Origin of the sequence: Ralstonia sp. 24A2 (genome assembly GCF_051783885.1) — a bacterium.
GTDB lineage: Bacteria > Pseudomonadota > Gammaproteobacteria > Burkholderiales > Burkholderiaceae > Ralstonia.
In genome coordinates, this window is the sequence record NZ_JBPVZD010000002.1 from 58,476 (window position 1) to 82,324 (window position 23,849).

Consider the following 23,849-nt stretch of genomic DNA (forward strand, 5'->3'; position numbering starts at 1 on the left):
GGCCACATCGGTGGCCCGCTCTCTTTACTGCACCACCAATCCGGCAATGCGCACCAGCACCAGCCCTGCGGCCACCACCAGATAGCCGCGCAGCACGAACATCCACGTCCGCTTGAGCGGCGTCCAGCGCGCCGGCGTGAGTTGCTCCAGCGGCGGCATGGTCCAGTGGTTGCGGTCCAGCACGCTCACACGTTGCGGATGATGCGGCCGATGATTGCGCTGCTCGATGCGCCATAGCACCAGCGACATCACCACGGCGATGACCGACCCGCCGATCAGGATCGCGCCGATCTCGAACTCGCCGATGCCCGGGAACAGCACCGCCGCCGTCAGGATGACCGACAGCATGACCAGCACCGCCACCACACCACCGGTGAAGATGTTCATCGCGCGGCCGTTCGTCCACGGGCCCAGCACAGCCTTGTCGTTGCACAACAGCAGCAGGAACACCGTGGCGCTCGGCAGCAGCACGCCTGCCAGCGATTGCACCGCATTGGTCAACAGGCCCAGCGGCACACCCGGCGTCAGCACGAGACCAGCGGCCAACAGCGTCAAGCCGAAGTACACGGCATAGAAGCCCTTGGCCTCGGTCGGCTTGCGATGCAGCGAATGGCGCACAGCAAACACATCGCCAATCGCGTAGGCCGTCGACAACGACACCGCACACGCACCGATGATGCTGGCGTCCAGCAGTGCAATGGCAAACAGAATGCCGGCCCAGCGGCCCGAATAGGCTTCCAGCCCCTTCGCCGTGCCCAGTGCATCGGTGTAGTTGCCGAACTCAGGCGTGCCGTGGAAGGCCTGCGCACTGAAGGCAATCATCGCCACCGCACCGGCAATCACGAGCACGATGCCCAGCCACAGGTCTGCACGCTCATAGCGGATGAAGCGCGCGGTGATGCGCTTGTCGATCACGTAGCTTTGCTGGAAGAACAACTGCCACGGCGCCACGGTCGTCCCGACAATGGCAATGATCAGCAGCATCACTTCCGCCAGCGGTGCACCGGCCGGTAGAGCAGGCACGAAGAAGTCGCGTGCCACCTGCCCCATCGGCGGATGCACTATCAGGAAGATGGGGATGAGCGTGAGGCTGCCCGCCACCAGTGCCAGCGCGAAGCGCTCGAAGCGGCGGAAATCACCCGTCGACGCGGCCAGCATCACCAGCGCGGCCGACGCGCATACCCCCCAATGCCGCGGGAGGCCGAGATACTCCAACGCCAAACTGATCCCGATGAACTCCGTCACCAACGTCAACGCATTGACGAGAAACAGATCGATGACAGAGAAGCTGCCCCAGAACTTGCCAAAGCGCGCAAAGATCAGCCGCGCATGGCCGACGCGCGTGACGGCGCCCAGGCGCAGCACCATCTCCTGGTTCACGTACAGCACAGGAATGAGTAGCAGCAACGTCCACAGCAGCGTGGTGCCGTAGTTCTGCCCAGCCTGCGTATACGTGCCGAAGGCACCGGCATCGTTGTCGCCCACCATCACGATCAGGCCGGGCCCGAGAATGGCCAGCAGCGTGCGCAAGCGCGCGCGCCAGCTGTCGCGTGCACCGGTGTCGTGGTGCGCAATGGTGCCGAGCGCGCCACGAATGTCGCCCACGTGGGCGTCATCAAGAGCGGCATGACGTGGTGGTGCATCGATGCCCGAAGCGATTTGGGTCATAGCGACCTCCGATTTGTTATTGGGTGGTTGGGTTACCCGCCGTTGGATTACCAATAGGTGCGCGACAGCCGGATGGCGGCGGCGGCGTAGCCGTGGTTGGAGAGCGATTGGCCACCGTCGTCAGCGCGGCGGTTGGACGTGGCCGGTACAGCGTTGGCACGCTCCGGCGCACCAGCACGGGCCTGCACGAACGGCGAGCTGAACGGCAGAGCAATGGCCGAGAAACGACGGGCGGGAATGTTGAATTTGCGCATAGCAACTCCTGGCCGCATGGGCACGACGCGTGCACGGCATGCGGCAATCGCCGCGCACGGGTTGTCGTACCCAAGGCGGCAGATTCAAACAATCAAGGAGCGATGCAGACACCGCTGCCTTGCCGGGGCGGCAAGTCAGCAGCAGGGAACAACCGTGCGGCGGACTCGCCTAGTAGGAAAGAAATGTCGGGTAAGGTCGACTCGGACTGTCCATATGGGTCCTCCGTAGGTCTTAGAACTCGGCGTGGACGCGCATGCCGTAAAACTTGGCAGGGCCGCGGTCCCGGTTGTAGCCAGGGTTCTGGATCAATTGAAAATCGGGGCTGAGCATGATGCCCTTGACCGGTTGAAAGCTGTAAAACAATTCGAGTACGCGCTCGTGGCCATAGTTCAACGCGCCATCCCCCAGGAACGCACCACTGCCGCCCGCCGCCAGGTATGCACGGTGATCCGGGCCCAACATGTTCAGCGAAAATGCCGCACCCACCACATCGTTGGGGCGACCCCACGACGTGCCCTTCAGCAGACCGCCAAACGACACGTTGCGACCCACTTCAGTAAAGGCGTACGTCTCGGTCTTGTCATCCGACCAGTTCACCCGCGCAAACAGACCCAGGTTCTCGCCAGCCTTCTGCTCGAACGACAAGCCCACGCCCACCTTGGCGTGCTCCTTACGCACCTGGCTCAGGTCCGGCGCGCTGCCCGTGGCTTGACCGAGCGCGATGGCGTCATCAAAGCGGCCCATGCGCGTCTTGTTTCGCCAGCCCATCAACCGCACCTTGCCGTCCTGGCCGAACAGCGTGTAGCTCTTCTCCAGTTCCACCATGTCACCGTAGTGCTTCATGAAGGCGGAATCCAGTGCCAAGCCATTCGACTCGATCGGCTGCAGGAAGCGGCCCGCGCGCGCAGCCCAGCCGAGCTCGCTGTCGATGTATTCCAGCGCGATGCCCCAGTTGTAGCCACGCGCATCGGCGGGGTAGTCAAACGACGGGCTCGCCATGAACGACCAGTTCAGGAACTGCGTGCGCGGATCGTGCGAGTACTCCACACCGTCAAACACATCCAGCACCGGCATGTTGCCCACCGTCAGCACCACGCGGCGCTTGTCGACCACGTCTGCAAACTGGTTGAAATCGGCGTCGATTTTTTCGGTATCGCCGCCCAGGCCCCAGGTCTGGCGCAGGAAAGCACGGGCGCGATACAGCGTCGGGTCAGTGCCAGTGACCTTCGCCAGTTCCCCGTTGGTCGGGCCACCCAGACCATGCAGATCCGAGAACGCCTTGCCCATGATGACTTCCGGGTTGAAGTGGAACTCCGCGCCCTTCCACAACCGCATACCCAGATCGAGCGTGGTGCTGAACGAGTAGCTGATCGCGCGGTCGCCGGTCAGGCTGTTGTCGCCGCTGTACGGCGACTTGAAGGCGGGCTTGGCTTGCCAAACCCAGGTCGACTGACCGTGGAAACCGAAGCGGTCATCCAGCTCACCGCCGGCGATCGGCAGCGCATCGGCGGCCGGAGCAGAAGCGGGCGCGTCCTCTGCACGGGCAGCCTGGGTAGACACAGACAACAGCGCCATCACGGCCAGAAAAGCCGGACGACGCACTGCGGCAGCGCGCACCAGAACAAGCGGACGCACCGCTACCCAAACGTATTGCAGCATCGAGAGAAACAGCATGAGACCTCCCCCGTTCGTTTCTATGACGAACGTAGGCATGAGCCGACCACGGTCCTCCCAGGAAACCACGCACGCGAGCGCGCACGCAGCCACATGGCCGTGTCGGTAAAACAATCGAATTGTGGGAATGGGCTTGTACGGAGAACCCGCACAAGTGCCACTACCCGCCGTGCATACGGCTAGGCAGTGGAAGGGCGCAAAGCGAAAGCGATGCGCCGAGACTGTCTAGCCGTTCAGAGTGCGATCGAAGATCGACTAGAACAACTGTCCATGGAGAACATCTCCGTAGTGATGACGGGGCGCAGAGTAACAAAGTGTTCTTGGAGTCAGCAAGCGTTTTTTGGAGGGGGTGGAAGGCACTTTGCGCGCCGGCAACATAGGCATGCCCCGCAAACCCAAGGCTGGCGCGGAATTGGCTTGCCGGCGCCATTTGTGGGCATTAGGGTCACGTCGGAAAATACTGCCCCCTAGTACACGAAAAACCACATGCAGCACGCGCCTACTCATGATGAGCAGACCACGTGTTGCGGGCATTCGCATCCCGCTGCTGCGCCTGCTTAACTGGCCGGGTGGATACACTACCGCCACGAACCCGAGCGCACAGTGCGGTGCTCGATCGCACACCACACCCAACATCAAACAGGAGGTTGCATGACGCGCTTAGCAACGATGCTCACGGCGATTGCCACCATTGCAGGCATGGCCGGATGCTCGACGGCCGGCACAGGACAACCCAAGAACGGAGGCGAGACGCCCATGACCGAACGCACGCAACCGGCAAGCACATGCCAAGCCGCCTCTGTTCCCGACGACACGCTGATCGGCAAATCCGAGCAGGATGCGACGACGCTGCTGAACGGCTGCCTGTGGCGCGTCAGTGAGCGGGACGGCAAGGCGTTGCCGGGCACCATGGACTATCGGGAAGAACGCCGTAATCTGGGCATCCAGAACGGCAAGGTGATTTGGGTGCGGCGGGGTTGAGGTTTCCTCCGTCCGCAACGCATTGCGGACGGACAAAGAAAAAGCGGCTTCCTTTCGGAAGCCGCTTTTGCATTTGGTGCCGGCTGCAGGACTCGAACCCGCCACCTGATGATTACAAATTTTCAATTGAATCAATAAGTTATTGATTCTTAAGCGTAAGCGGCCGTAAGTGGCAACAACCCAAAGTACTTTAAATTCAGTAAGTTAGCGCAAGTAAGCGGACACCCGGTGAACTGAGGGATGTACTGTCTGCGTACCGTTCCCGCAGACACGTGGGCCCTCCAGGGCCATCATCGAGTCCCGACATTGATGTCAGTGTTCAGGCCAATCAAGGGCATCCATGTCCGTCGGCAAAAGCCTGCCGTGATCCCGAAAGGCGCATTCCAACCTCTCATTGAGCCATTCAATAGCAGTCGAGGTTAACTCCACTGCCGCTTGCTGGCTATAGGCCCGACGTGGGTCTACGTTACCACTACCTGTCCTTGCGTTCCTTTGTGTGGATGCAAACGCGTTGGCACCCAATTCACTCATCAAGGTGCCCAACGAAATGGCATTAGCAAGGTCGCCAGCAAGAAATTCGGCGTGGTGGACTCGAACATAGTGAGGCCACGCTCTTTTCCAAGGCCGCCGCTCCATCTCTGAATCGCTCGCGTCGTCGCGGCCTGGCTTGTGGCGTAGGCCTATTGCACGACCATATATAACGATGTCGTTGGGTTCCTTTGTAAGGCGCCCCATGAACATTAGAGCCCCATCGTCTACTTGCCTTGGCCGTCTGTTCCTTGGGTAAGTGCAGGCCCAGTGGCAACCTGATCGCCGAACTTCATCCCGAATTGCTAGCGATAGCAGAGCACGATTGCTGCTTTCGCCGAAGAACTTGACGAAGCCCTGCGTAGCCTCCTGCGCCCAGGGAGAATGCACAGTCAGCTCTGGCTCAACCTTCCCATCCGCTCCAAAGTCGGGCAGCGCGAGCCGACTGCCAGCATGACCGCCTTTTACAAGGCGTTGTTCGACCATGCTCTCCCAGGTATCCAACTGTGCCGATGTTAAGTTCCCGCCCGAACGCCCCCATAGTTCCTCAAAATATTCGTTACATCGCGAAATTATCGCCGCATCATTGGCAACGAATCCATATTCATGATTTCGTAACAAAGCAGCCTCCGTGAGATTCGCAGATGTAGAAATCGCACGTTTAGAGCCGAATATATATAGCTTCGCGTGCAGATTGCGAAGACCCCGGATCTCTGCGCCATGTTTCAATAGCAGACGCAGAGCACCAAAGTCACTTACTCCGGCGGCAAAATCAAGCAGATTGAATCGCGTTATTACCTGAAATTTGCGGCACCCTCCACCTCCAACAATACGCGCAACCGCCTTGAGTTTTATGAACGGACATACGATTCGGATAGTTGACGACTCTGCGCGAAGTGCGCTTTCGATTTCAAGATCCCAACCGGAGTCAACAAGGCGAAAATCCACGCAAATTCCTTCAGGACCAACCCATTCAGGTCGACCATCGTTTACTTACAAGTTAGAAGCGCTAATTAGCGCCTTGTAGAGTTCCGATTCCCCACTCGTTCCTGGCTTGTACTCCTCAACAGTGAAAGAACCGTCCGCCAGATCTATCCGTGCAAATATGCGATCGAACATTTCCACCGTTGGAACAACTCCACGTTGATTAAAGCTTAGATATGCTACCCGCATGAATCGCATCAACGCACGGAAGCCATTGGTTTTATTTAAAATATTCCCCTTCCCCAAACTTTCCCATGACTGCGGCCATTTGTTTCTTACTGCGCAGAAATAATTGAATAAAATCAGCGCTATATCTAGATCCCGCTCTTCAACAAACAAGTTTCGAAATATCAATTTCCGCGAAGATTCCGCATCCGCTTTCTTCAGCGGTATCTTTCTCTTGATATTGTCGCGATCAACGCTCGGCTCAGCGGAAATGTAAGGCAACAATGCTTCGACAAAGGTCGCTTGCGTTAGCGTTTCACCGACACGGCCTTCTGTAGCACTTCCCAACCTTTTAATTTTTTTCTCAAACGGACTATGATCCCTCCGATCGAGGGCAGTAGCAATATTGTGACAAGTTCTTTGCGGGCTTCTCGATTTGGCAAAATCAAACAAATCGTAAACAAGGCTTTTATTAACCTTTGTTTGCGCCAAGTTCACGGTTGAGAATATGTACGCTTGATCCTCCACATCGAGGCCAACAAAGATACTCAGCGTCAATTCGAAATCGCCGCTCTCCAGTCCGCGCAACCCCTCAATTCGGTGCTGACCATCGATAACCTTGGCGATACCTCGGTAAAATACGGCCTCCTCACCCTCATCGGGATTTGGGCGATTGGAGAGCGTAAGCTTCCCTCGCTCCTCATCGTACACAGCCAGTCCATCATCAATCGCGAGCACAATAGATGTCGGAAAACATGCATCAATCGAGTTCACATATTGTCGCAACTCTTTAACGCGGTTTTTATCGACCTTTCTCTGTATTCCAATATATTCATCTATCTCACGCTCCTTAAGCATCTCGCGAATATCAAAATAGGTGATTTCACACAGATCCTTGGCTGAGATTTTACAAATAAAGAACTCGCCCAATGGTTGCTTTAATTTCAGGCAAGAAAGCTCCAGGCTAATCGGTGCCTCTGTCATTTTATTTTCCTAGCTGAGCACTACCAACTGATAGCCAATAGATCAACGATCTGCCGTCGCCTGCTCAAATTCCGCGAAGAAGTCATTCTTGTCCTTGATGAAATCATTCTCAGTCGGAACGGGAAGTTTTGTTTTGCTGTAGAGAATCGCAACAAACCTAAGACAAACAGCGAAAGGAGCGAAAATTACGGACGCGTAAAATAGATAATCTGGTTTCGTCAGCACCGTCCCTTTTTGCAACGAAAACAGACAAGCACAAATGATGATTACAATAATCGCAATTGTACCCATACCAAGCCTATGAGGAAAACGACCCTTGGGATCCTCAAAAAGCGTCAAATAGGTAATAGGCGTTAGCGTCGAAATTGTATAGACCAACAATTCACCGTTTTGAATGGTACTAGTAAACGCCAATCTCAAAGAGGGTTGCCCATTATTCAAAATGACAAGCAGAATTCCCGCCCCAAGCCAGAAAGGCATAGTGGACCAGATCAATGCATTCGAATATTCAACCAAGGTTTCCCAGTATTGCCTTCGCGTGCATAGAAAAAGATGACCAAATACTGGAATTTTGGCAATCAAATTCTTCGCCGTTCCCAAAGAATTTTTCAATCTCTCCAAAATATTCATTTTAGCGACCGATTTCTGTAGTTTTCTGCACGCTGCGATCAACCGATGACAGCGCATTCTAGCGAACATTACCGAATGACCAGCTCTGTTGTCTTACCACGGAATTGCGCCGCTCCAGCTATGACACTCGCACGAGAAACGCGCTGCACATCAAAATCAGAGCCGTACAGCTCCCAAATTGATGGATGGTCAGCATTCGTGCATATTACCTGTGCCCCTCTCCGCTTTGCACGCAACACAGCGTCCCGAAGTCTCACCTGATCGGCCCAAGCGAATATATTTTCGTTGTATTTTACAAAACCATTATTATTGTGCTTTACGGTGTAAGGTGGGTCAACGAAAAGCAAATCCCCCCTGGTTGCTCGATCAATGGTTTCTTCAAAATCACAGTGAATCAATTGGGCGTGACGAAGTGCCTCGGCTGCGGCGCTCCAATCATCCGTATCCAAAACCACATTAGTCTTGGTTCCAATAGGGACATTAAATTCGCCCTTCATATTCACGCGATACAGCCCATTCCAGCACGTCCGATTTAAATAGATAAATTGGGCGGCTTTGGCCGGAATTGATTTCCTCTTTCGCTGTCTCTCACGGTAATAAACATCTTCACTATGAGCGACGTGATAATCTCTTAACAAAGCCGCCACTTTCGCATAATCGCCCTTTATCGCCTCATATGTCTCGATGAGCTTGAAATTAACATCAGAGAGAATCGCACGATTTGGGCGCAGCTTAAAGAAAATGGCGCCACTCCCGAGAAATGGCTCCAAATACGTATTGTAATTTCCGACGAAATAATCCTCGATACGGCTTGCGAGCCATCGCTTCCCTCCCGCCCATTTCAAAAACGGCGCGACCTCAATTTGGAGCGCACGATCTATATGCATACTTCACCGTTTTAGTTATTTTGGAATTCGCCTTTTTTGCCACAAATTTACGCGGCCTACTCTAGCCGGCGCTGACTCGCCCCAACGCATGCCCTCTCGTTAGCATGACGGACGTGGCGAGCAGCACGATCGAGGCGAGCAGAGACGGCCTCACAGAATTCGTCCAAGACGCGCCATTATGGACGAGTGTTAACCTGGGGCAAAGGCCACTGAAGGATGGCTTGTCGACCTTTGCGTGCCAAAGCCGCAGCAAATGTTCGATGTGGCACTCAGCGCACAAAGCAGTGCCATTGCGGCGTCGTGGCCCGCCTGTAGCAGAACGCCTATCCCACCCCAGCCCCAGGTCCGCCCCATGCCCCATGCGTGGCCACAGCCGTAGACGAAAGTCTGCGATGCTCCTGCGCGTCTTGGGGACTCTGAGCGAATCCCACGATATTGGGCGACATTTCATGAAAGCGCAGGTGCGTCAGGATGAACACGTCGGCGGGCTCGGCGGGTGCGCGAGCAGCCGCAGCGCACTCCGTGGGCTTATGCACCTTGCATAAATAAGAGCACACCCGAGAGATTCTCAGGCTGCGCCAGTGTGTTCGGTTCCGAGCACAATTTTTGATTTCTTGCGTCGGGTGTGGCACAAGAATAAGCCTTACTGATCAATAAGTTAGGCAGCATCCAATCAGATCGGTGCCACACCCTTTATGTTCCATTCCCGAGGAGCACAAAGGGAAGCGCCCCACCTACTAAAGCACACATCCGTGCGTTCACGCAGGCGCACCGCACGTAGGCTTGTTACGTATTTGTTATGTGACTGTTATGCAATTGTTAGGTTTTTGTTAGTTTCGTGTTTGATTTTCGTTAGCTCGCCTTGCCTTTGTTAGGTTTTTGTTATGTTTTTGTTAGTCAACCGTTAGTTTTTCGTTAGTCCAACCGGCGATAGCTGGATGGTAGCGACGGGGGACTACGTTCTTGCGCACAGCCGGATGCATGTAGTGCAGGCGCCGCCGCACCGGATATGGCTCCCAGCGAACTCCTGCCGAGTCATGTAGCACGCCCTTTATGTTCCCCTCCCACATTGTTTGCGGCCGGTGGACCGAGATCCGCGCGCAGCGTAGTCAACCTGTAGTCAGCGTGGGGTCAAACTGTAGTCAAGCTGTGGTGGCTCTGTAGTCTGCTTGTAGTCACTCGGCCCTTGCCCCTCTCAGCAGCTTGGCAACAGACAGGCATCAGAGCAGTGCTTGCACCTGGAAGGGAGGATCTGGAGGTCGGCACGTCCATCGAAGCTGGCACACTGTTCGAGGTACTGGCGCGAGGTGGGAAGGTAACCAGCCAGGTCGAGCATGCGACCCATGCGGGCAGCCGGCCGCGCCGTTGATCGGCGCGGGTGGAGTTCTTGTCGGTCACTGGGCGCGGCGACCTCCCCGCGCTCTGCGCATTGGCACCACGTTGTCATTTGCTGGGGCTGCGCTGGCAGCGCGCATGCCCAGCATGAAGGCGTTGTTCACCGCGTTCGCCACGGCTTCATTCGCCACCTTCTTCAACAGCCGCTGAACACCGCCAGCCGCTTTGAGACGGGCTTCTCGGGCCGCGCCTCCTGAGATCACGGTGCCGTCGGGCATCGTGAATTTCGAACACCATGAGTCCATGTTTGGGCTCTCCTTTTCACTGGATTGCCCATGCCGAATGACATGGGAGCTCAGTCTACCGAGAACCCTTGCGATTTGCGATGGGGACACTTGAACCGTGCCAATTGTGAAAAACTATGCGTGCGCGCGTGCCGATTGATATGAGGGTGAAGCGAGGAAAACACAGCCGATCCAGCGCCGTGGTCGGGGCTTGAACATAGACACACGGAACTCGCACTGGGCACAGAGAAAGCGCGATGCGATCAAGCGGGAAGGGCAAGCAGCGACGCCTATCCGCCAGCTGATTAGAGACGTTGCTGCGGATCCTTGAATAGCAATCGTGCATTCGTGGGGCCAATGCACTCCTGACACATGGCCACTAGATCGGCAAACTCCGCCCCCCTTCGCGCAAGCACATTTGCCCATTCAGCCACTACGTAATGTGGCGGAATCATCGAGCTGGGGGACTCCCAGAGAAAGAAGGATAGTAGACGCCCGGCTTCGTCGGCAGTGCCCGTGACGAATTCAAGGGGAACGCTCCACTCCGATTTTGGATATTGCAACTCACCACTCCCTTTTTCTACTTATAGCAGATCGAACAGAGCGGGAAAATTTCTGCGCAAGCGCATTTTATTTCTAGCCCTTATCACCATTATCCCAAGCCGACTCCGACTACTCATTTCCAGCGAACAAATCGGGCACCATGCCCCCATCATAACTTCCCTCGCACTTAGCTCAAATTCGTGAGATTTTTCACAAGCCCAGGTCAATCGCGTTCCTGCATACTCATAACTATCAGAAAGGCACTCCCCACCATATAGCTTCGCGATTGCGCGCATCTCGAATATGGATTTGTTTCTATTTATGATGGGATGTGAAAGACCTCGAAAATAGCCGATGAAAAAGTTCTCCGCAGCTCTTGCCTGATCGTGAGGAACAATAGCAATGACGAACATCCGAATGTTCTCACACCGATGTACTCGCACATTTCTTGATCGATGCAGGCTGCGGCGGACCTCTGGTTGGCGAGTCACGCCGACATAGAAGATGTTGGCGCCATCGTCATCGGTCAGAACGTAAACGTACGCCGAACCCGCCTCACACGTGGCGTCAACCTCAAAGAGGTAGTTGAAGGTAGGCCTCATTGCGTTATCTTGGGCAAGACATGATCGAAGGGCCGCCTGTTTCTGTTCCTTGAGGAATCTGCAGGCCTCATCGGCTCAGCATCCGCGTACGTCACAGCGCACGATCTGAAGTGCATCCAGAATCGTCGCGGCGGGGGTAGCCTGCAGCCCAGTCGTTCCCTCCGCCCCTCTAGTCAAGCGCACGAGCCCAAGAGCAGGCAAGACCGGCTTGCTCCCAGCATCCTCTCTTGTCCACAAGGTCTACCCGGTAGAAAGAAGGTAGAAATAAGGTAGAGAGCGAAATCCGACTGAAAATCTCAATCAAAACAAAAGGTTACCCGTACGGCTTGCGACGTAACCCCGAAAAATAGCGACGTAACCCCGACGAAGCGCGACGCAACCCCGAAGAGGGCGCGACGTAACCCCGACGCTTTTACAGTCTTGTCCACACAGCTTGAGCTAGGCCCTTGGTACTGGCTTCTATGCGACTGCCGGCGATGATTTCCAGCCGTTCGAGTTCGCGCATCGCGCGCGCCAAAGCGTCTACAAAGTCGCGCATGCGGCCCGTGTACGCGAGTTTTGCCTTGAGCCAGTCGAGTCGATGCCGTTGAACACATTCGTCGGAGGTGGCCACGAGCCGTTGCAATGCCTTGGCCATATCGTGGCGCGTACCAAAACGCAGACGCTTCCCCCAGTCAATCAGCGCGAACTCGCGATTGCCGAACACGACCTCCCAGCGAGGATCAATGCGCAATGTGTAGGCCTCGGCTTCGATGTCGAAGTCAAAGCCATCAATCATATGGAGCGCACCATTCCTGCCGACCGAGAGCTTCGGATCTCCCGCTTTTGTGCGAACCTCGATAACTAGCATCGCAAAAGTCAGCGCCTGCATAGTTCGGTTCAGCCACTTGTACTCGTAGTTTCCGGTGTGCCGTCCAATGGCCCGGAGGAATTCGGCTCGCTTGATGACGATCGGCTCGCCCAGGGGCCGACAACTCGCTTCGTGCATTGCTTGCATCCAAACATCCGCTTGAGCCTCATCCAGTTGCTCACCCCAGAACTTGATGACTGCATCCGCACGGCTGACCAGAACAGCGTCTTTGTGAATCAGCTTGCGTCCGCGTGCCACGGGTGCGAACAGACTTGAGCGAGCAATGTGGTTTGGCATGGCTCGCATGAGCTCGGCCATGCCGGGCAGGAAGAGTTGTCGCGGCTCTTGTGCTGATGTATCGACGAACTTCGCCGAGAGCTGCTGCACGCGGTCGGGAATCTTGATCTCGGAAGACGCTGGAGACGCCTCCGGCCACAGCTCAACAGCCGTGGTCATGCGCCAGAAAGGACTCGAGCCACCTCGGACGTACGGAAATAGACGCGCCGGCCCAGTCGGAGCTTGGCTCCATTCATTTTGTTCGTCCAATCGCTGGACGTACGCAGCGTAATACGAAGGCCCTCGGGGGAGCGATCGAGGATCTTGGCAAGCGCAGCGACAGAAAGCAGAGGACCGTAGGTGGCCGTGAGCGTCTCTTCCATAGTCATACGTAGTTCACCCGTAAGTTTCGGAACATGGGTTGAACCTTAAGGTGCATTACGGCACACTTCATTCTTATGATTGGCGATATTTGTTGACATCCTGTGCGAAAAATTCACGTCGTTCGCGACTGCGCTCCCGGGCTTGTTAGCGCGATCTCAGCGTTCGAGGCCGAATGGGGGCCGTATTCGGCGGCATCGAAGCGGTTTTCCATCTACCGCCTCGTAGAGCGCCATATTGACGAGGCGTGGTTCAACTACGTCCACGCCTTGCCGCAAGGCACGCTTTTCAGTGAGTTGTGGGGTGATCAGCCGATCAGCAAGATAGCCCGCGCCAAGGGCTTCAAGGGCGTGGACGAGCTGCTTGCTAAGCTCTTCAACTGGAGCTCATTGCTTGTATCCCCTCAGCCCTCAGCGGAGGGGAGCGTCGGCGAGTCACTGAACTCCTTTCGCGACACTCTGGAGACCATGCGCGAGTTCTCCAAAGCGTGCGCAGCAAAACGGCCGAAGCGCCAGGCCTTAGGGCCGCTGAACGGCATGCGCCGGAGCCGCGAGCTATGCGAACTGTGCGGAAACCGGACCGAGCTGCAGACATACCGAGATGGAGAGCCATGGCCTCAGGACGGGGAAGAGTCTCTCCGTCTCAGTTCTCGCTACTGCTCTGATCATCGCCCCCGGTTCCTGGATGATTCATGGAACCCCGCATATCGCCGAGCCGCCCTGAGTCGCCAGCAATTTAACGAAGAGACTCTGCGCCTAACTCGACAAAGCGCCGCACTCGCAAGTCCAAGGGCCCAGAGCGGGGACGCAACCGTTGATCTGTTTTACTTAAAGCTCGCGCGCAAGTGCTGCTTCTACGGGGATGAGGAATCCGCGATTCGCAATGAGGCGAGAGCGCTTGTAGACGCGGGAATGACGGACCGGAAGAAGAAGTTTGTGGTTCAGCTTGCGCAAGGCCTGCCCCAAGCCGAAATCGCTCGTCAAGCCGGCCTGGACCGGCAGGCTGTCTGGCGCGATATCAGAGCTGTTCCCGCCGCTTACCGGTTTGACCTTGATTGGTAGGTTTGCAGCGCGCCATACCTCAGCCGAATCACTCTGCAACCAACGCGCGATCCAGCTTCGATACGAGATCCTCGGCCCGAAGATGGGTATAGCGCTTCAGCATCTGCATCGATTTGTGACCACTGATCGCAGCAACCTCTTGGTCGCTCAGCCCTGCCTCTACTAACCGGCTGACGGCCTCGTGGCGAAGGTCATGAAAGTGCAAGTCCGACAGTCCCACGTCGCTCGTGATTCGAGTCCACAGCTTCTGAAAAACGTAGGGCTTTCGATGACTGCTCCTGCCTGGCTCACCAAAAAAAACGAGATCGGTATCGAGAGGGCGCACTGGATTGTCGATCGCGAGCTGCAGAATCTCTACAGCCACTCGCGTGAGCGGTACTAGCCGTGCCGAACCATTCTTTGTATCGGTGAGGCTGACGAGGCGCCGTTGCAGGTCAATCTGAGAGCGACGCAGTCCGGTGATTTCTGACGATCGCATGCCAGTCTCGACCGCTAACCGAACGATCCAGCCAAGCATTGGATTGCTGTGGCCATCGGCCGCAGCAAATAGCCGTTGCTGCTCGTCAAGGTTGAGCCGCCGGTTGCGACCTGGGCCTGGGCTGGGCTTGCGAATGTTGGCGACAGGATTAAAGGTCAGACCGATGCCCCACTCCTGAATGGCCGTTCGGAACAGGTGGCCGAGCATGGCGAGCTCGATGCGCACCGTGTTGTTCGACTTTCCCGCCGCTAGTCGTTCGTCGCGATATTTGGCGACCAGGTCGGCGCTGACGGCCGCCATCGAGTACTTACCGAAAAACGCTTCCAAGTGCTGGGCCGTGAAACGCTCACTGCGCTGGGTCGTTGGCTTCTTTGTGACAGAGACCTCGTCCATGTAGCGCTTCAACGCGCCGGCGACGGTCAGCTTCTCTGACGGTGCGCGAGACAGATACACGCCCCGAACCATCTCGTCCTCGGTGCTTCGAGCCCAATCTTCGGCATCGCGTTTGGTGCGGAAGGTCTTGGCCGTGGTCGGCCAGCCGAGCTTGCGAATGACTGCCTTCCACGTGCCGGAAGGCGTCTTGACGATGGTCGCCATGTACCTGTTCTGAGAGCTGACTGTACCGAAAATGTACTTTTCAACACCCAGAAAGCACAAGGGGTCACGTGAAATTCACGTAACCCCTTGATTTTATTGGTGCCGGCTGCAGGACTCGAACCCGCCACCTGATGATTACAAATCAACTGCTCTACCAGATGAGCTAAGCCGGCAAAGAAACGCGATTCTAACCTAACACGCGTTACTTGACGACCTTCAGTGCAGGCTTGCCACCAATTCTTGGCACATTCGGCGGTGTCGGTTCGTCGTCGGGGCCAGCATCGGCCTCGGCAGCAACAGGCGTGGGCACCGATTCCGAATCCACCGCAGCCAGTTTGGGCGGCGGGTTGTTCTCGCGCTCGGTGGCGGCTTGCGTGGTCGGCACGCTGCGCTCAACCGGGAAGGCCATGCCCTGCCCGTTCTCGCGCGCATACACTGCGAGCACGTTCTCGACCGGCACTTCGATCTTGCGTGACACGCCCGAGAAGCGCGCGCTGAACGTAATCCACTCGTTGCCCATGTCGAGCTGACTGGTCGCGTCAAAGCTCACGTTCAGCACGATCTCATCATTCTTGACGAATTCGCGCGGCACGTTGGTGCTGTTGTCGACGAAGACAGCGATGTACGGCGTGAAGCCGTTGTCCGTGCACCATTCGTAAATGGCCCGGATCAGATAGGGCTTGGTCGAAGTTTCCGGCATGATGAAATTCGTAACCGTGGGGCGCGGCCGCGCGCGGGCTCAACCCAGCGCGTGACCGGCAACCCGGCGGCGATCAGCGACGCATCACCTTTTCCGACGGGGTCAGCGCCTCAATATACGCCGGACGGCTGAAGATACGCTCAGCGTATTTCATCAACGGAGCAGCGTTCTTCGAGACTTCAATGCCGTAGTGGTCCAGGCGCCACAGCAGCGGCGCAATCGCCACATCGAGCATCGAGAACTCTTCACCCAGCATGTACTTGTTCTTCAGGAAGATCGGGGCGAGTTGCGTGAGGCGATCGCGGATGGCAGCACGTGCTTTCTCGTGATTCTTCTCGGCAGCCTTGCCCTTTTCGTTCTCCAGCACGGACACGTGCGTGAAGAGTTCCTTTTCGAAGTTGAACAGGAACAGGCGAGCACGCGCGCGCTGCACCGGGTCGGCCGGCATCAGCTGCGGGTGCGGGAAGCGCTCGTCGATGTACTCGTTGATGATGTTCGACTCGTACAGGATGAGGTCACGCTCGACCAGGATAGGTACCTGGCCGTACGGGTTCATCACCGCGATGTCTTCCGGCTTGTTGAAGAGATCGACGTCGCGAATCTCGAAATCCATGCCCTTTTCGAACAGGACGAGGCGGCAACGCTGCGAGAACGGGCAAGTGGTGCCCGAGTACAAGACCATCATGGTTGTAGTTCCTTGACGCATGGGCCGGGGGCGGCCCGATGACGGTACAACCGCGGCAGCAAACCCTACCGCCGCGGCACAAAAAGCCAAAAGGCAAAGGGCTAGGACCAGTTCTCCACCGGCCTAGCCCTTGCCCGGAAAACACGGATTTTACTTGATGTCCTTCCAATAGGCCGCATTCAGGCGCCAGGCGAGCACAAAGAACACGCCAATGAACAACAGTACCCACACGCCAAGGCGCTTGCGCAGGTTACCGGCGGGCTCGGCCATCCAGTCCAGATACGTGACGAGATCCGCTACAGCCTGATCGTATTCGACCTTGTTCATCTTGCCAGGAACCGCCACCTCAAAGCCGACAAGCTTCTTCTCGGCCTCGCCGTGCTCAGACTTCACCTCGGCGTACTTCGGTACTTGCTGGCCCTGCAATTCCCACAGCACGTGTGGCATGCCGACCTTGTCGAACACCAGGTTGTTCCAGCCGGTCGGACGCGTGTCGTCGCGGTAGAACGTGCGCAGGTAGGTGTAGAGCCAATCGCTGCCGCGCGCACGCGCGATCACCGAAAGGTCCGGCGGCACGGCGCCAAACCACTTCTTGGCGTCGTCGCGCGACATGGCGATGTGCATCAAGTCACCGACCTTGTCCGACGTGAACAGCAGGTTCTTTTGGATCTGCTCTTCGGAGAGGCCGATGTCGCGCAGGCGGTTGTACCGCATGGCGCTCGCGCCGTGGCAGTTCAGGCAGTAGTTGACGAACAGCTTGGCGCCGCGCTGCAGCGCGGACGTGTCGCTGGATTGATTGGGGGCCGGATCGAGCGGCGCGCCGCCCTCATTGGCCATCACGGGCGCGGCAAACACGAGACCGGCCAAGGCGAAAATCGCAAGCAGCTTTTTCATTCTTGTGTCCTTCATGGGTCCTTGTGCTCGGCTCGAATCAGTGCGGCTTGAACGTGACGCGTTCAGGCACTGGCTTGAACGTCCCGATCCGGCTCCAGATCGGCATCGCGAGGAAGAACGCGAAGTACAGAATGGTGCCGATCTGCGAAATGATCGAACCGATCGGGCTCGGCGGCTGGATACCCAGGTAGCCCAGCACCGCGAAGGCGATCACAAAGAGGATCAGCAGCGTCTTGTGGAAGCTCGGGCGATAGCGGATCGACTTGACCGGCGAGTGGTCCAGCCACGGCAGGAAGAAGAAGATCACCACCGAACCGCCCATCACCACCACGCCCCAGAACTTGGCGTCGATGAAGGCAAAGCCCAGCGCCAGGATCACGGCCACACCCACCGCCACGCCCTTGACCTTCATGCTCTTCGAACGCACGAACAGCAGGCCCAGCATGATGGCCAGGAAGCCCCACAGGATCGGCAGGAAGTCCGACGTGGTCGCGCGCAGCATCGAGTAGAACGGCGTGAAGTACCACACCGGCGCGATGTGCGGCGGCGTCTTCAGCGAGTCTGCCGGGATGAAGTTGTTGGCTTCCAGGAAGTAGCCGCCCATTTCCGGCGCGAAGAATACGATCGCGCTGAAGATGAACAGGAACACCGCCACGCCCACAATGTCGTGCACCGAGTAGTACGGGTGGAACGGAATGCCGTCGAGCGGGATGCCGCGCTCGTCCTTCTTGGCCTTGATCTCAACGCCGTCCGGGTTGTTCGAACCCACTTCGTGCAGCGCGATGATGTGCGCCACCACCAAGCCCAGCAGCACCAGCGGCACCGCAATCACGTGGAACGAGAAGAAGCGGTTCAGCGTCGCGTCCGACACCACGTAGTCACCGCGAATCCACAGCGACAGGTCCGGGCCGATCAGCGGAATGGCGGAGAACAGGTTCACGATCACCTGTGCGCCCCAGTACGACATCTGGCCCCACGGCAGCAGATAGCCCATGAAGGCTTCGGCCATCAGGCACAGGAAGATCAGGCAGCCGAAGATCCATACCAGCTCGCGCGGCTTGCGGTACGAGCCGTACAGCATGCCGCGGAACATGTGCATGTAGACCACGACGAAGAACGCCGACGCGCCGGTCGAGTGCATGTAGCGCACCAGCCAGCCCCACGGCACCTCGCGCATGATGAACTCCACGCTCGCATAGGCGACGGGGATGCCGGCGGCGTTGAGCGTGCCGTCCGGCTTGTAGTTCATCACCAGGAAGATACCGGTGAGGATCTGGATCACCAGCACCAGCAGCGCCAGTGAGCCAAAGAAATACCAGAAGTTGAAATTCTTGGGCGCGTAGTACTCCGACAGATGCGCCTTCCACAGCTCGGATGCCGGGAAGCGTGCGTCGATCCAGCCCAGCAGCCCGGTTGTCTCCACCTTCTTCTCGGCCATGATCAAGCCTCTCCTTTCTCGTCTTTACCGATCACCAGCTTCGTATCCGACAGGAACATGTACGGCGGAACGTCCAGGTTCTGCGGTGCGGGCTTGTTCTTGAACACGCGGCCAGCCAGGTCAAACGTGGAGCCGTGGCACGGGCAGACAAAGCCGGGGTCGCCAGCAAGCTGTACGTTGGCGCCTGCTGGGAACGGGCCAGACGGGGAGCAACCCAGGTGGGAACAGATGCCGACCACGACCAGCAGGTCCTTGTGTTCGGCACGAGAGCGCGTTTCGTTCTTGCAGTAGTCCGGCGTCTTCATGGTGAAGGGCACGTCGGACTTCGGGTCAGCGACTTCGGAGTCGGTCTTCTTGAGCGATTCCAGCATCTCGGGCGTGCGCTTGAGCAGCCAGACCGGCTTGCCGCGCCATTCCACCACCTTCATCTGGCCAGGGGCCAGGTCGCTTACGTCTGCCTCTACGGGCGCGCCCGCTGCACGGGCTTTTTCAGATGGTGCGAATGTGCAAACGAAAGGGGCTGCGACAGCAACCCCTCCCACACCACCAGCGACGGACGTCGCAATCAACAGATTGCGGCGACCCTTGTCCACGTTTTGCTGGTCACTCATTCAAGACCCCAGGGTGAGAAATCAAGATCGGTTCGCGTCAACCAAAAATTATACCCGAGCGTACCAAGCCGACGATAGCTGTCGCGGAGCACGCTGCTTGCGGATATAGTTGACGCACCGATTGCCCGCCAGCCCAATACTGGCGCGGCTCCGGAGTGTCTCCTATAAACTCGCTTTCAACAATTCAGGTCAACCGATCAGCAGCTTGACCGTTTGTGTCGAATCAAACAATCCGGAGAAAACCGATGGCACTGATGCAAGATTTCAAAAAATTCGCGATGCGCGGCAACGTGATCGACTTGGCGGTCGGTGTGATCATCGGCGCGGCGTTTGGCAAAATCGTCGACTCGCTGGTCAATGACCTGATCATGCCGCTGATTGGCCGCATCATCGGCAAGCTCGATTTCTCGAATCTGTACGTTCAGCTTGCTGACGCGCCCGCCGGCGTGCCGCTGACCCTGGCAGATCTGAAGAAGGCGGGCGTGCCGGTCTTCGCTTACGGCAACTTCATTACCGTGGCGGTCAATTTCGTGATCCTGGCGTTTATCGTGTTTCTGATGGTGCGTGCCATCACGCGCGTGACCGAGGCCAACAAGGCACCCGAAGCCGCCCCAGCAACGCCGGAAGACATTGTGCTGCTGCGCGAGATCCGCGACAGCCTGAAGACCAAAGGTTAATCAGCACTCACCGCATCACACCGGATTCGGAATATCGATGAAGGTGTGACGCACGCCAAAGCGCTCGGCGAGGTGGTTGCCGAGCGCCTGCACGCCACCGCGTTCGGTGGCATGGTGGCCCGCCCCGATGTAGGCCACGCCAGATTCGCGCGCCAGGTGCGTGGTCTGCTCCGACGCCTCGCCACTCAGGTAGACGTCCACACCGGCCGCGACAGCTGCCTCGAACCAACCCTGCGCACCACCCGTGCACCAGCCGACCGTACGCACCGGCCAGCTGGTTTCACCAAGCACCAGCGGCACCCGATTTAATCGAGCCCGGACCGCCTCGGCAAACGCGCCCAGCGTGATCGCCTGGGGCAGCGTACCAACCCAACCGAGTTCATCATCACCAAAGCGGCCCTTGGGCTCGATGCCAAGCAACGCGCCCAATTGCGCGTTGTTGCCGAACTCGGGGTGCGCATCCAGCGGCAGGTGATACGCAAAGAGATTCAGATCGTTTGCCAGAAGCAGCTTCAGGCGTGCGTGCTTCTGACCAACGATGCGGGCGTCCTCACCTTTCCAGAAATACCCGTGATGCACAAGGATGGCGTCAGCACGCGCATCCATAGCGGCCTCAATCAACGCCAAACTGGCGGTGACACCCGTCACAATGTGAGTGACGTCTTCACGACCTTGCACTTGCAGACCGTTAGGGCAATAGTCCCGAAAACGGGCCGCCTGCAATAGGTCGTTCAAGTACAATTCAAGTTGTTTTCGATCCATTTCGACTCAATTTCGCCCTATGTTGCGCCGCTTTTGGCTGTTTTTTGCGCAGGCCGTCACAGTCGTGCTGGCCGTGTGGTTCGTGATCGCCACCCTCAAACCTGAGTGGCTGCAGCGCGGCAAGATCGCGGTGCAGTCAGGCTCGCCCATCGTCGCGCTCAAGGAAGTCGCGCCGATCGGCCACGGCGGCACCTCCAGCAACTCCTACGCTGAAGCCGCCAAAGTGGCCATGCCGGCGGTGGTCAACATCTTCAGCAGCAAGAACGCCCCCAAGCGCAACAACAACCCGCAGGCCAGTTCAGACCCGTGGTTCCGCTTCTTCTTCGGCGACCGCGCCCCTGAACAGCGCCAAGAGCCGACGGCCAGCTTGGGCTCGGGCGTGATTGTCAGCTCGGAAGGCTACATTCTAACGAACCACCATGTGGTGGAAGGCGCTGACGAGATCGAAGTCGCCCTGACCGACGGCCGCAAAGCCAATGCCAAGGTGGTCGGCTCCGACCCGGAAACGGACCTAGCGGTCCTCAAGATCAACCTGCCCAATCTCCCGGCCATCACGCTCGGCCGCCTGGAGAACGTGCGCGTCGGCGATGTGGTGCTTGCTATCGGCAACCCATTCGGCGTAGGTCAAACTGTGACGATGGGCATTGTCTCAGCGCTCGGCCGCAGCCATCTGGGCATCAACACGTTCGAAAACTTCATTCAGACCGATGCGGCCATCAACCCAGGCAACTCGGGCGGCGCGCTGGTGGATGCGGACGGCAACCTGCTGGGTATCAATACGGCGATCTACTCGCGATCGGGCGGTTCGCTAGGGATTGGCTTTGCGATTCCGGTATCGCTAGCCAAGCAGGTGATGGAGTCGATCATCTCGACCGGCGGCGTGGTGCGCGGCTGGATCGGCGTTGAGCCGCAGGACGTGACACCGGAAATTGCCGAGTCGTTCGGTCTGTCGCGCAAGGATGGCGCACTGATTGCGGCGGTGGTCCAGGGTGGGCCCGCTGATCGGGCAGGTCTACGTCCTGGAGACATTCTCACCAGCGTGAACAGCGAACCGATTCCCGACACGACCGCGCTACTCAACAGCATCGCTCAGCTCAAACCTGGTGCGGAAGCCAAAGTGGCAGTGTCACGCAAAGGTAAGGCCGTAGAACTGACAATCATGGTTGGCAAACGCCCGGCACCGACACGACGCAACGTGCCGATGCCCTCTCAGGACGAGGAAGAGCCGTAAGCGGGAGCACAACCAAGCATGCAAACGGCGGCCGATGTGCCGCCGTTTTTCGTTGACGCCGACATATGGGGATACCGCGTGGCCAGGAAGGCGAAAGGTCCCCTCCACCCACACCAGCCAACCGTCACCGTATCTCAGAAAGTCCAACCTGCTCAGAGCGCTGACGGTGCAGCCCTCGCCCAAGCGTCGGCAATGACGCGTGCAACATCGCTCCTTGAAGGCTGGTGTTGCAAGCTAACGAGGGCGATCAACTCAAGCCCATGCTGGCCGAGCGACGCCTTGATACACGCCCCAACCCATAAGGGGGGATGCGGAAGCCTTCTCTATAGGCAGCGAAAATCACCCACAACCCCACCACTTTCTCAACCCGATCACTTGCCACACGCAAATCGTGCGCACAAAGAAAAACGCCGACCCCTTTCGGGATCGGCGTTTAACCGTTTAATTCGATGTGCCCTTACGAGCGCGTCAAATTAGAACTTGTGACGCAGGCCGACGGTAGCGCCGAACTGGTTGTTGCTGTTGTTCGGACCCGAGAACACTTGGCTGCCGCTCGTCAGCGTCGTGCCAGCGTAGCTAGCGTCGTTCAGGCCCATCACGCCCAGACCCGAACCGCCGCTGTTCTTAGCATAGGCCAGGTTGAAGTAAGCGTCGGTGCGCTTCGACAGAGCGTAGTCGGTGCCGACCACGAACAGCCACGGGTTGCCCGTACCGCTGTTCTTGAACTGTTGGTAGTAAGCCGTACCCGTCAGCGTCAGAGCCGGCGTAGCTTGGTAGCCCAGGCCTGCCCAGTACAGGTTCGAACGCAGGTTGCCATTGCCAGCAACGGTTGCGTAGTTAGCCTTGTACCAACGGTAGCCAGCGTACAGCTTGGCCGGGCCGAAGGCGTACGTGCCAGCGATCGTGGCGCGTTGTTCCTTGTTGTCGCTGCCAACAACCGTCGAGTTGGTCGAGTCATACACTGCGCCGATGCCCAGCGGGCCGCCAGCGTAGTTAGCACCCAGGCTCCACTCACGGCCGGTCTTGCTGCTGCCAGCAACTTCGTTGCCGTTGTTGTTGAACGAGTACAGAGCCGAGACGTTCAGGCCACCGAACGTGCCGATGTACTTAACGGCGTTGTCAGCACGACCCGAGAAGAAGGCGTCTTGCGAAGCCAGCGAGTAACGCGTGGCGATTGCCATCGGGTCATAGATCAGCGAGAAGTCATACAGCAGGTTTTGCTGGCGACCCAGGGTCAGCTGACCCCACTGGCCTTGCAGACCGACGTAAGCGTTACGACCGAACAGGCGGCCACCTTGAGCCGACGTGCCGGTGTCAATGTTGAAGCCGCTTTCCAGGTTGAAGATACCCTTCAGGCCACCGCCCAGGTCTTCAACGCCACGCAGGCCCCAACGCGAGCCCGACAGGCCGCCCGAATCCAGGCCAATACGCGAGCCGCTGGAACCAGCGGTTGCGCCCGGCACCTTGTTTGCGTAGGTCAGACCAGCGTCGACCACGCCGTACAGGGTCACGGAGGATTGTGCATAGGCGCCACCGGCGGCCAGAGCTGCAACAGCAGCTGCAAACAGTTTCATCTTCATATCGACACTTTCCTTGTCAACTGATTGGGAAATCTTGACTGTCCTTATGGACGACGCAGATACCTCACGTCTGACCGCATTATGGGCCAGCGTTGACAGATTCCGGAA

The 23,849-nt window shown here is 57.8% G+C and carries 21 protein-coding genes and 1 tRNA gene; 4 read left to right on the forward strand and 18 right to left on the reverse strand.

All coding sequences use genetic code 11. The features are described 5' to 3' along the window. Positions 1-24: 24 nt before the first annotated feature. The 3 genes from ACS13N_RS05035 to ACS13N_RS05045 all read right to left on the reverse strand — a co-directional run bounded on the left by ACS13N_RS05035 (position 25) and on the right by ACS13N_RS05045 (position 3,597). Positions 25-1,668, reverse strand: coding sequence for an Nramp family divalent metal transporter (locus ACS13N_RS05035; protein WP_438930672.1), 1,644 nt, complete (start codon positions 1,666-1,668; stop codon positions 25-27). Between the two features lie 47 nt (positions 1,669-1,715). Then, a complete protein-coding gene (locus ACS13N_RS05040) occupies positions 1,716-1,922 on the reverse strand; it encodes a hypothetical protein (RefSeq protein WP_438930673.1) in 207 nt (68 codons plus the stop codon). A gap of 232 nt (positions 1,923-2,154) precedes the next feature. After that, positions 2,155-3,597 (reverse strand): carbohydrate porin, encoded by a 1,443-nt coding sequence (locus ACS13N_RS05045; RefSeq protein WP_438930674.1) that lies wholly within the window; start codon positions 3,595-3,597, stop codon positions 2,155-2,157. 651 nt (positions 3,598-4,248) lie between these two features. On the opposite strand from ACS13N_RS05045, the gene ACS13N_RS05050 reads away from it, so the two are divergent. After that, positions 4,249-4,578, forward strand: coding sequence for a hypothetical protein (locus tag ACS13N_RS05050; protein ID WP_438930675.1), 330 nt, complete (start codon positions 4,249-4,251; stop codon positions 4,576-4,578). Between the two features lie 312 nt (positions 4,579-4,890). Here ACS13N_RS05050 and ACS13N_RS05055 read toward each other — a convergent pair whose 3' ends face one another. From ACS13N_RS05055 to ACS13N_RS05080, 6 genes are all read right to left on the reverse strand, one after another. After that, on the reverse strand, positions 4,891-6,054 hold the full coding sequence (locus tag ACS13N_RS05055) for a phospholipase D family protein (RefSeq protein WP_438930676.1): 1,164 nt from the start codon (positions 6,052-6,054) through the stop codon (positions 4,891-4,893). Between the two features lie 45 nt (positions 6,055-6,099). Beyond that, positions 6,100-7,239: a DGQHR domain-containing protein gene (locus ACS13N_RS05060; RefSeq protein ID WP_438930677.1), complete on the reverse strand. Its 1,140-nt coding sequence runs from the start codon at positions 7,237-7,239 to the stop codon at positions 6,100-6,102. A gap of 42 nt (positions 7,240-7,281) precedes the next feature. Beyond that, positions 7,282-7,869 (reverse strand): hypothetical protein, encoded by a 588-nt coding sequence (locus ACS13N_RS05065; protein ID WP_438930678.1) that lies wholly within the window; start codon positions 7,867-7,869, stop codon positions 7,282-7,284. 68 nt (positions 7,870-7,937) lie between these two features. Beyond that, positions 7,938-8,756: a DNA adenine methylase gene (locus ACS13N_RS05070; RefSeq protein WP_438930679.1), complete on the reverse strand. Its 819-nt coding sequence runs from the start codon at positions 8,754-8,756 to the stop codon at positions 7,938-7,940. A gap of 1,394 nt (positions 8,757-10,150) precedes the next feature. Next, positions 10,151-10,369 carry a hypothetical protein gene (locus ACS13N_RS05075; RefSeq protein ID WP_438930680.1) on the reverse strand — a complete coding sequence of 73 codons (219 nt, stop codon included), beginning with the start codon at positions 10,367-10,369 and terminating at the stop codon, positions 10,151-10,153. 1,563 nt (positions 10,370-11,932) lie between these two features. Next, positions 11,933-12,826 (reverse strand): plasmid-related transcriptional repressor protein, encoded by an 894-nt coding sequence (locus tag ACS13N_RS05080; RefSeq protein ID WP_438930681.1) that lies wholly within the window; start codon positions 12,824-12,826, stop codon positions 11,933-11,935. Positions 12,827-13,131: 305 nt separating this feature from the next. On the opposite strand from ACS13N_RS05080, the gene ACS13N_RS05085 reads away from it, so the two are divergent. After that, entirely contained in the window at positions 13,132-14,088 is a 957-nt protein-coding gene (locus ACS13N_RS05085) for a hypothetical protein (protein ID WP_438930682.1), read from the forward strand. 28 nt (positions 14,089-14,116) lie between these two features. Here the strand turns inward: ACS13N_RS05085 and ACS13N_RS05090 are convergent, their stop codons facing one another. The 7 genes from ACS13N_RS05090 to petA all read right to left on the reverse strand — a co-directional run bounded on the left by ACS13N_RS05090 (position 14,117) and on the right by petA (position 19,491). After that, positions 14,117-15,163, reverse strand: a complete 1,047-nt coding sequence (locus ACS13N_RS05090; protein WP_438930683.1) for a tyrosine-type recombinase/integrase — start codon at positions 15,161-15,163, stop codon at positions 14,117-14,119. A 97-nt stretch (positions 15,164-15,260) separates the two neighbouring features. Beyond that, positions 15,261-15,336 (reverse strand) — tRNA-Thr (locus ACS13N_RS05095). A 29-nt stretch (positions 15,337-15,365) separates the two neighbouring features. Beyond that, on the reverse strand, positions 15,366-15,863 hold the full coding sequence (locus ACS13N_RS05100) for a ClpXP protease specificity-enhancing factor (RefSeq protein WP_438930684.1): 498 nt from the start codon (positions 15,861-15,863) through the stop codon (positions 15,366-15,368). 73 nt (positions 15,864-15,936) lie between these two features. Beyond that, positions 15,937-16,548 carry a glutathione S-transferase N-terminal domain-containing protein gene (locus tag ACS13N_RS05105; protein WP_004634649.1) on the reverse strand — a complete coding sequence of 204 codons (612 nt, stop codon included), beginning with the start codon at positions 16,546-16,548 and terminating at the stop codon, positions 15,937-15,939. A 150-nt stretch (positions 16,549-16,698) separates the two neighbouring features. Further along, positions 16,699-17,442, reverse strand: a complete 744-nt coding sequence (locus ACS13N_RS05110) for a cytochrome c1 (protein WP_438930685.1) — start codon at positions 17,440-17,442, stop codon at positions 16,699-16,701. A 37-nt stretch (positions 17,443-17,479) separates the two neighbouring features. Next, positions 17,480-18,883, reverse strand: a complete 1,404-nt coding sequence (locus tag ACS13N_RS05115; protein ID WP_438932793.1) for a cytochrome b — start codon at positions 18,881-18,883, stop codon at positions 17,480-17,482. Beyond that, entirely contained in the window at positions 18,883-19,491 is a 609-nt protein-coding gene (gene petA / locus ACS13N_RS05120; protein WP_438930686.1) for a ubiquinol-cytochrome c reductase iron-sulfur subunit, read from the reverse strand. Before petA ends, ACS13N_RS05115 begins: the two co-directional genes overlap by 1 nt. 245 nt (positions 19,492-19,736) lie before the next feature. On the opposite strand from petA, the gene mscL reads away from it, so the two are divergent. Continuing rightward, positions 19,737-20,168, forward strand: a complete 432-nt coding sequence (gene mscL / locus ACS13N_RS05125) for a large conductance mechanosensitive channel protein MscL (protein ID WP_438930687.1) — start codon at positions 19,737-19,739, stop codon at positions 20,166-20,168. Positions 20,169-20,183: 15 nt separating this feature from the next. Here mscL and ACS13N_RS05130 read toward each other — a convergent pair whose 3' ends face one another. Next, on the reverse strand, positions 20,184-20,930 hold the full coding sequence (locus ACS13N_RS05130) for a Nif3-like dinuclear metal center hexameric protein (protein WP_438930688.1): 747 nt from the start codon (positions 20,928-20,930) through the stop codon (positions 20,184-20,186). 19 nt (positions 20,931-20,949) lie between these two features. On the opposite strand from ACS13N_RS05130, the gene ACS13N_RS05135 reads away from it, so the two are divergent. Then, the gene (locus ACS13N_RS05135; protein WP_438930689.1) at positions 20,950-22,161 is read left to right on the forward strand and encodes a Do family serine endopeptidase; all 1,212 of its coding nucleotides are present in this window, start codon (positions 20,950-20,952) and stop codon (positions 22,159-22,161) included. Positions 22,162-22,634: 473 nt separating this feature from the next. On the opposite strand, the gene ACS13N_RS05140 is transcribed toward ACS13N_RS05135, so the two are convergent. Further along, positions 22,635-23,741: a porin gene (locus tag ACS13N_RS05140; protein ID WP_438930690.1), complete on the reverse strand. Its 1,107-nt coding sequence runs from the start codon at positions 23,739-23,741 to the stop codon at positions 22,635-22,637. Between the last annotated feature and the right edge of the window lie 108 nt (positions 23,742-23,849).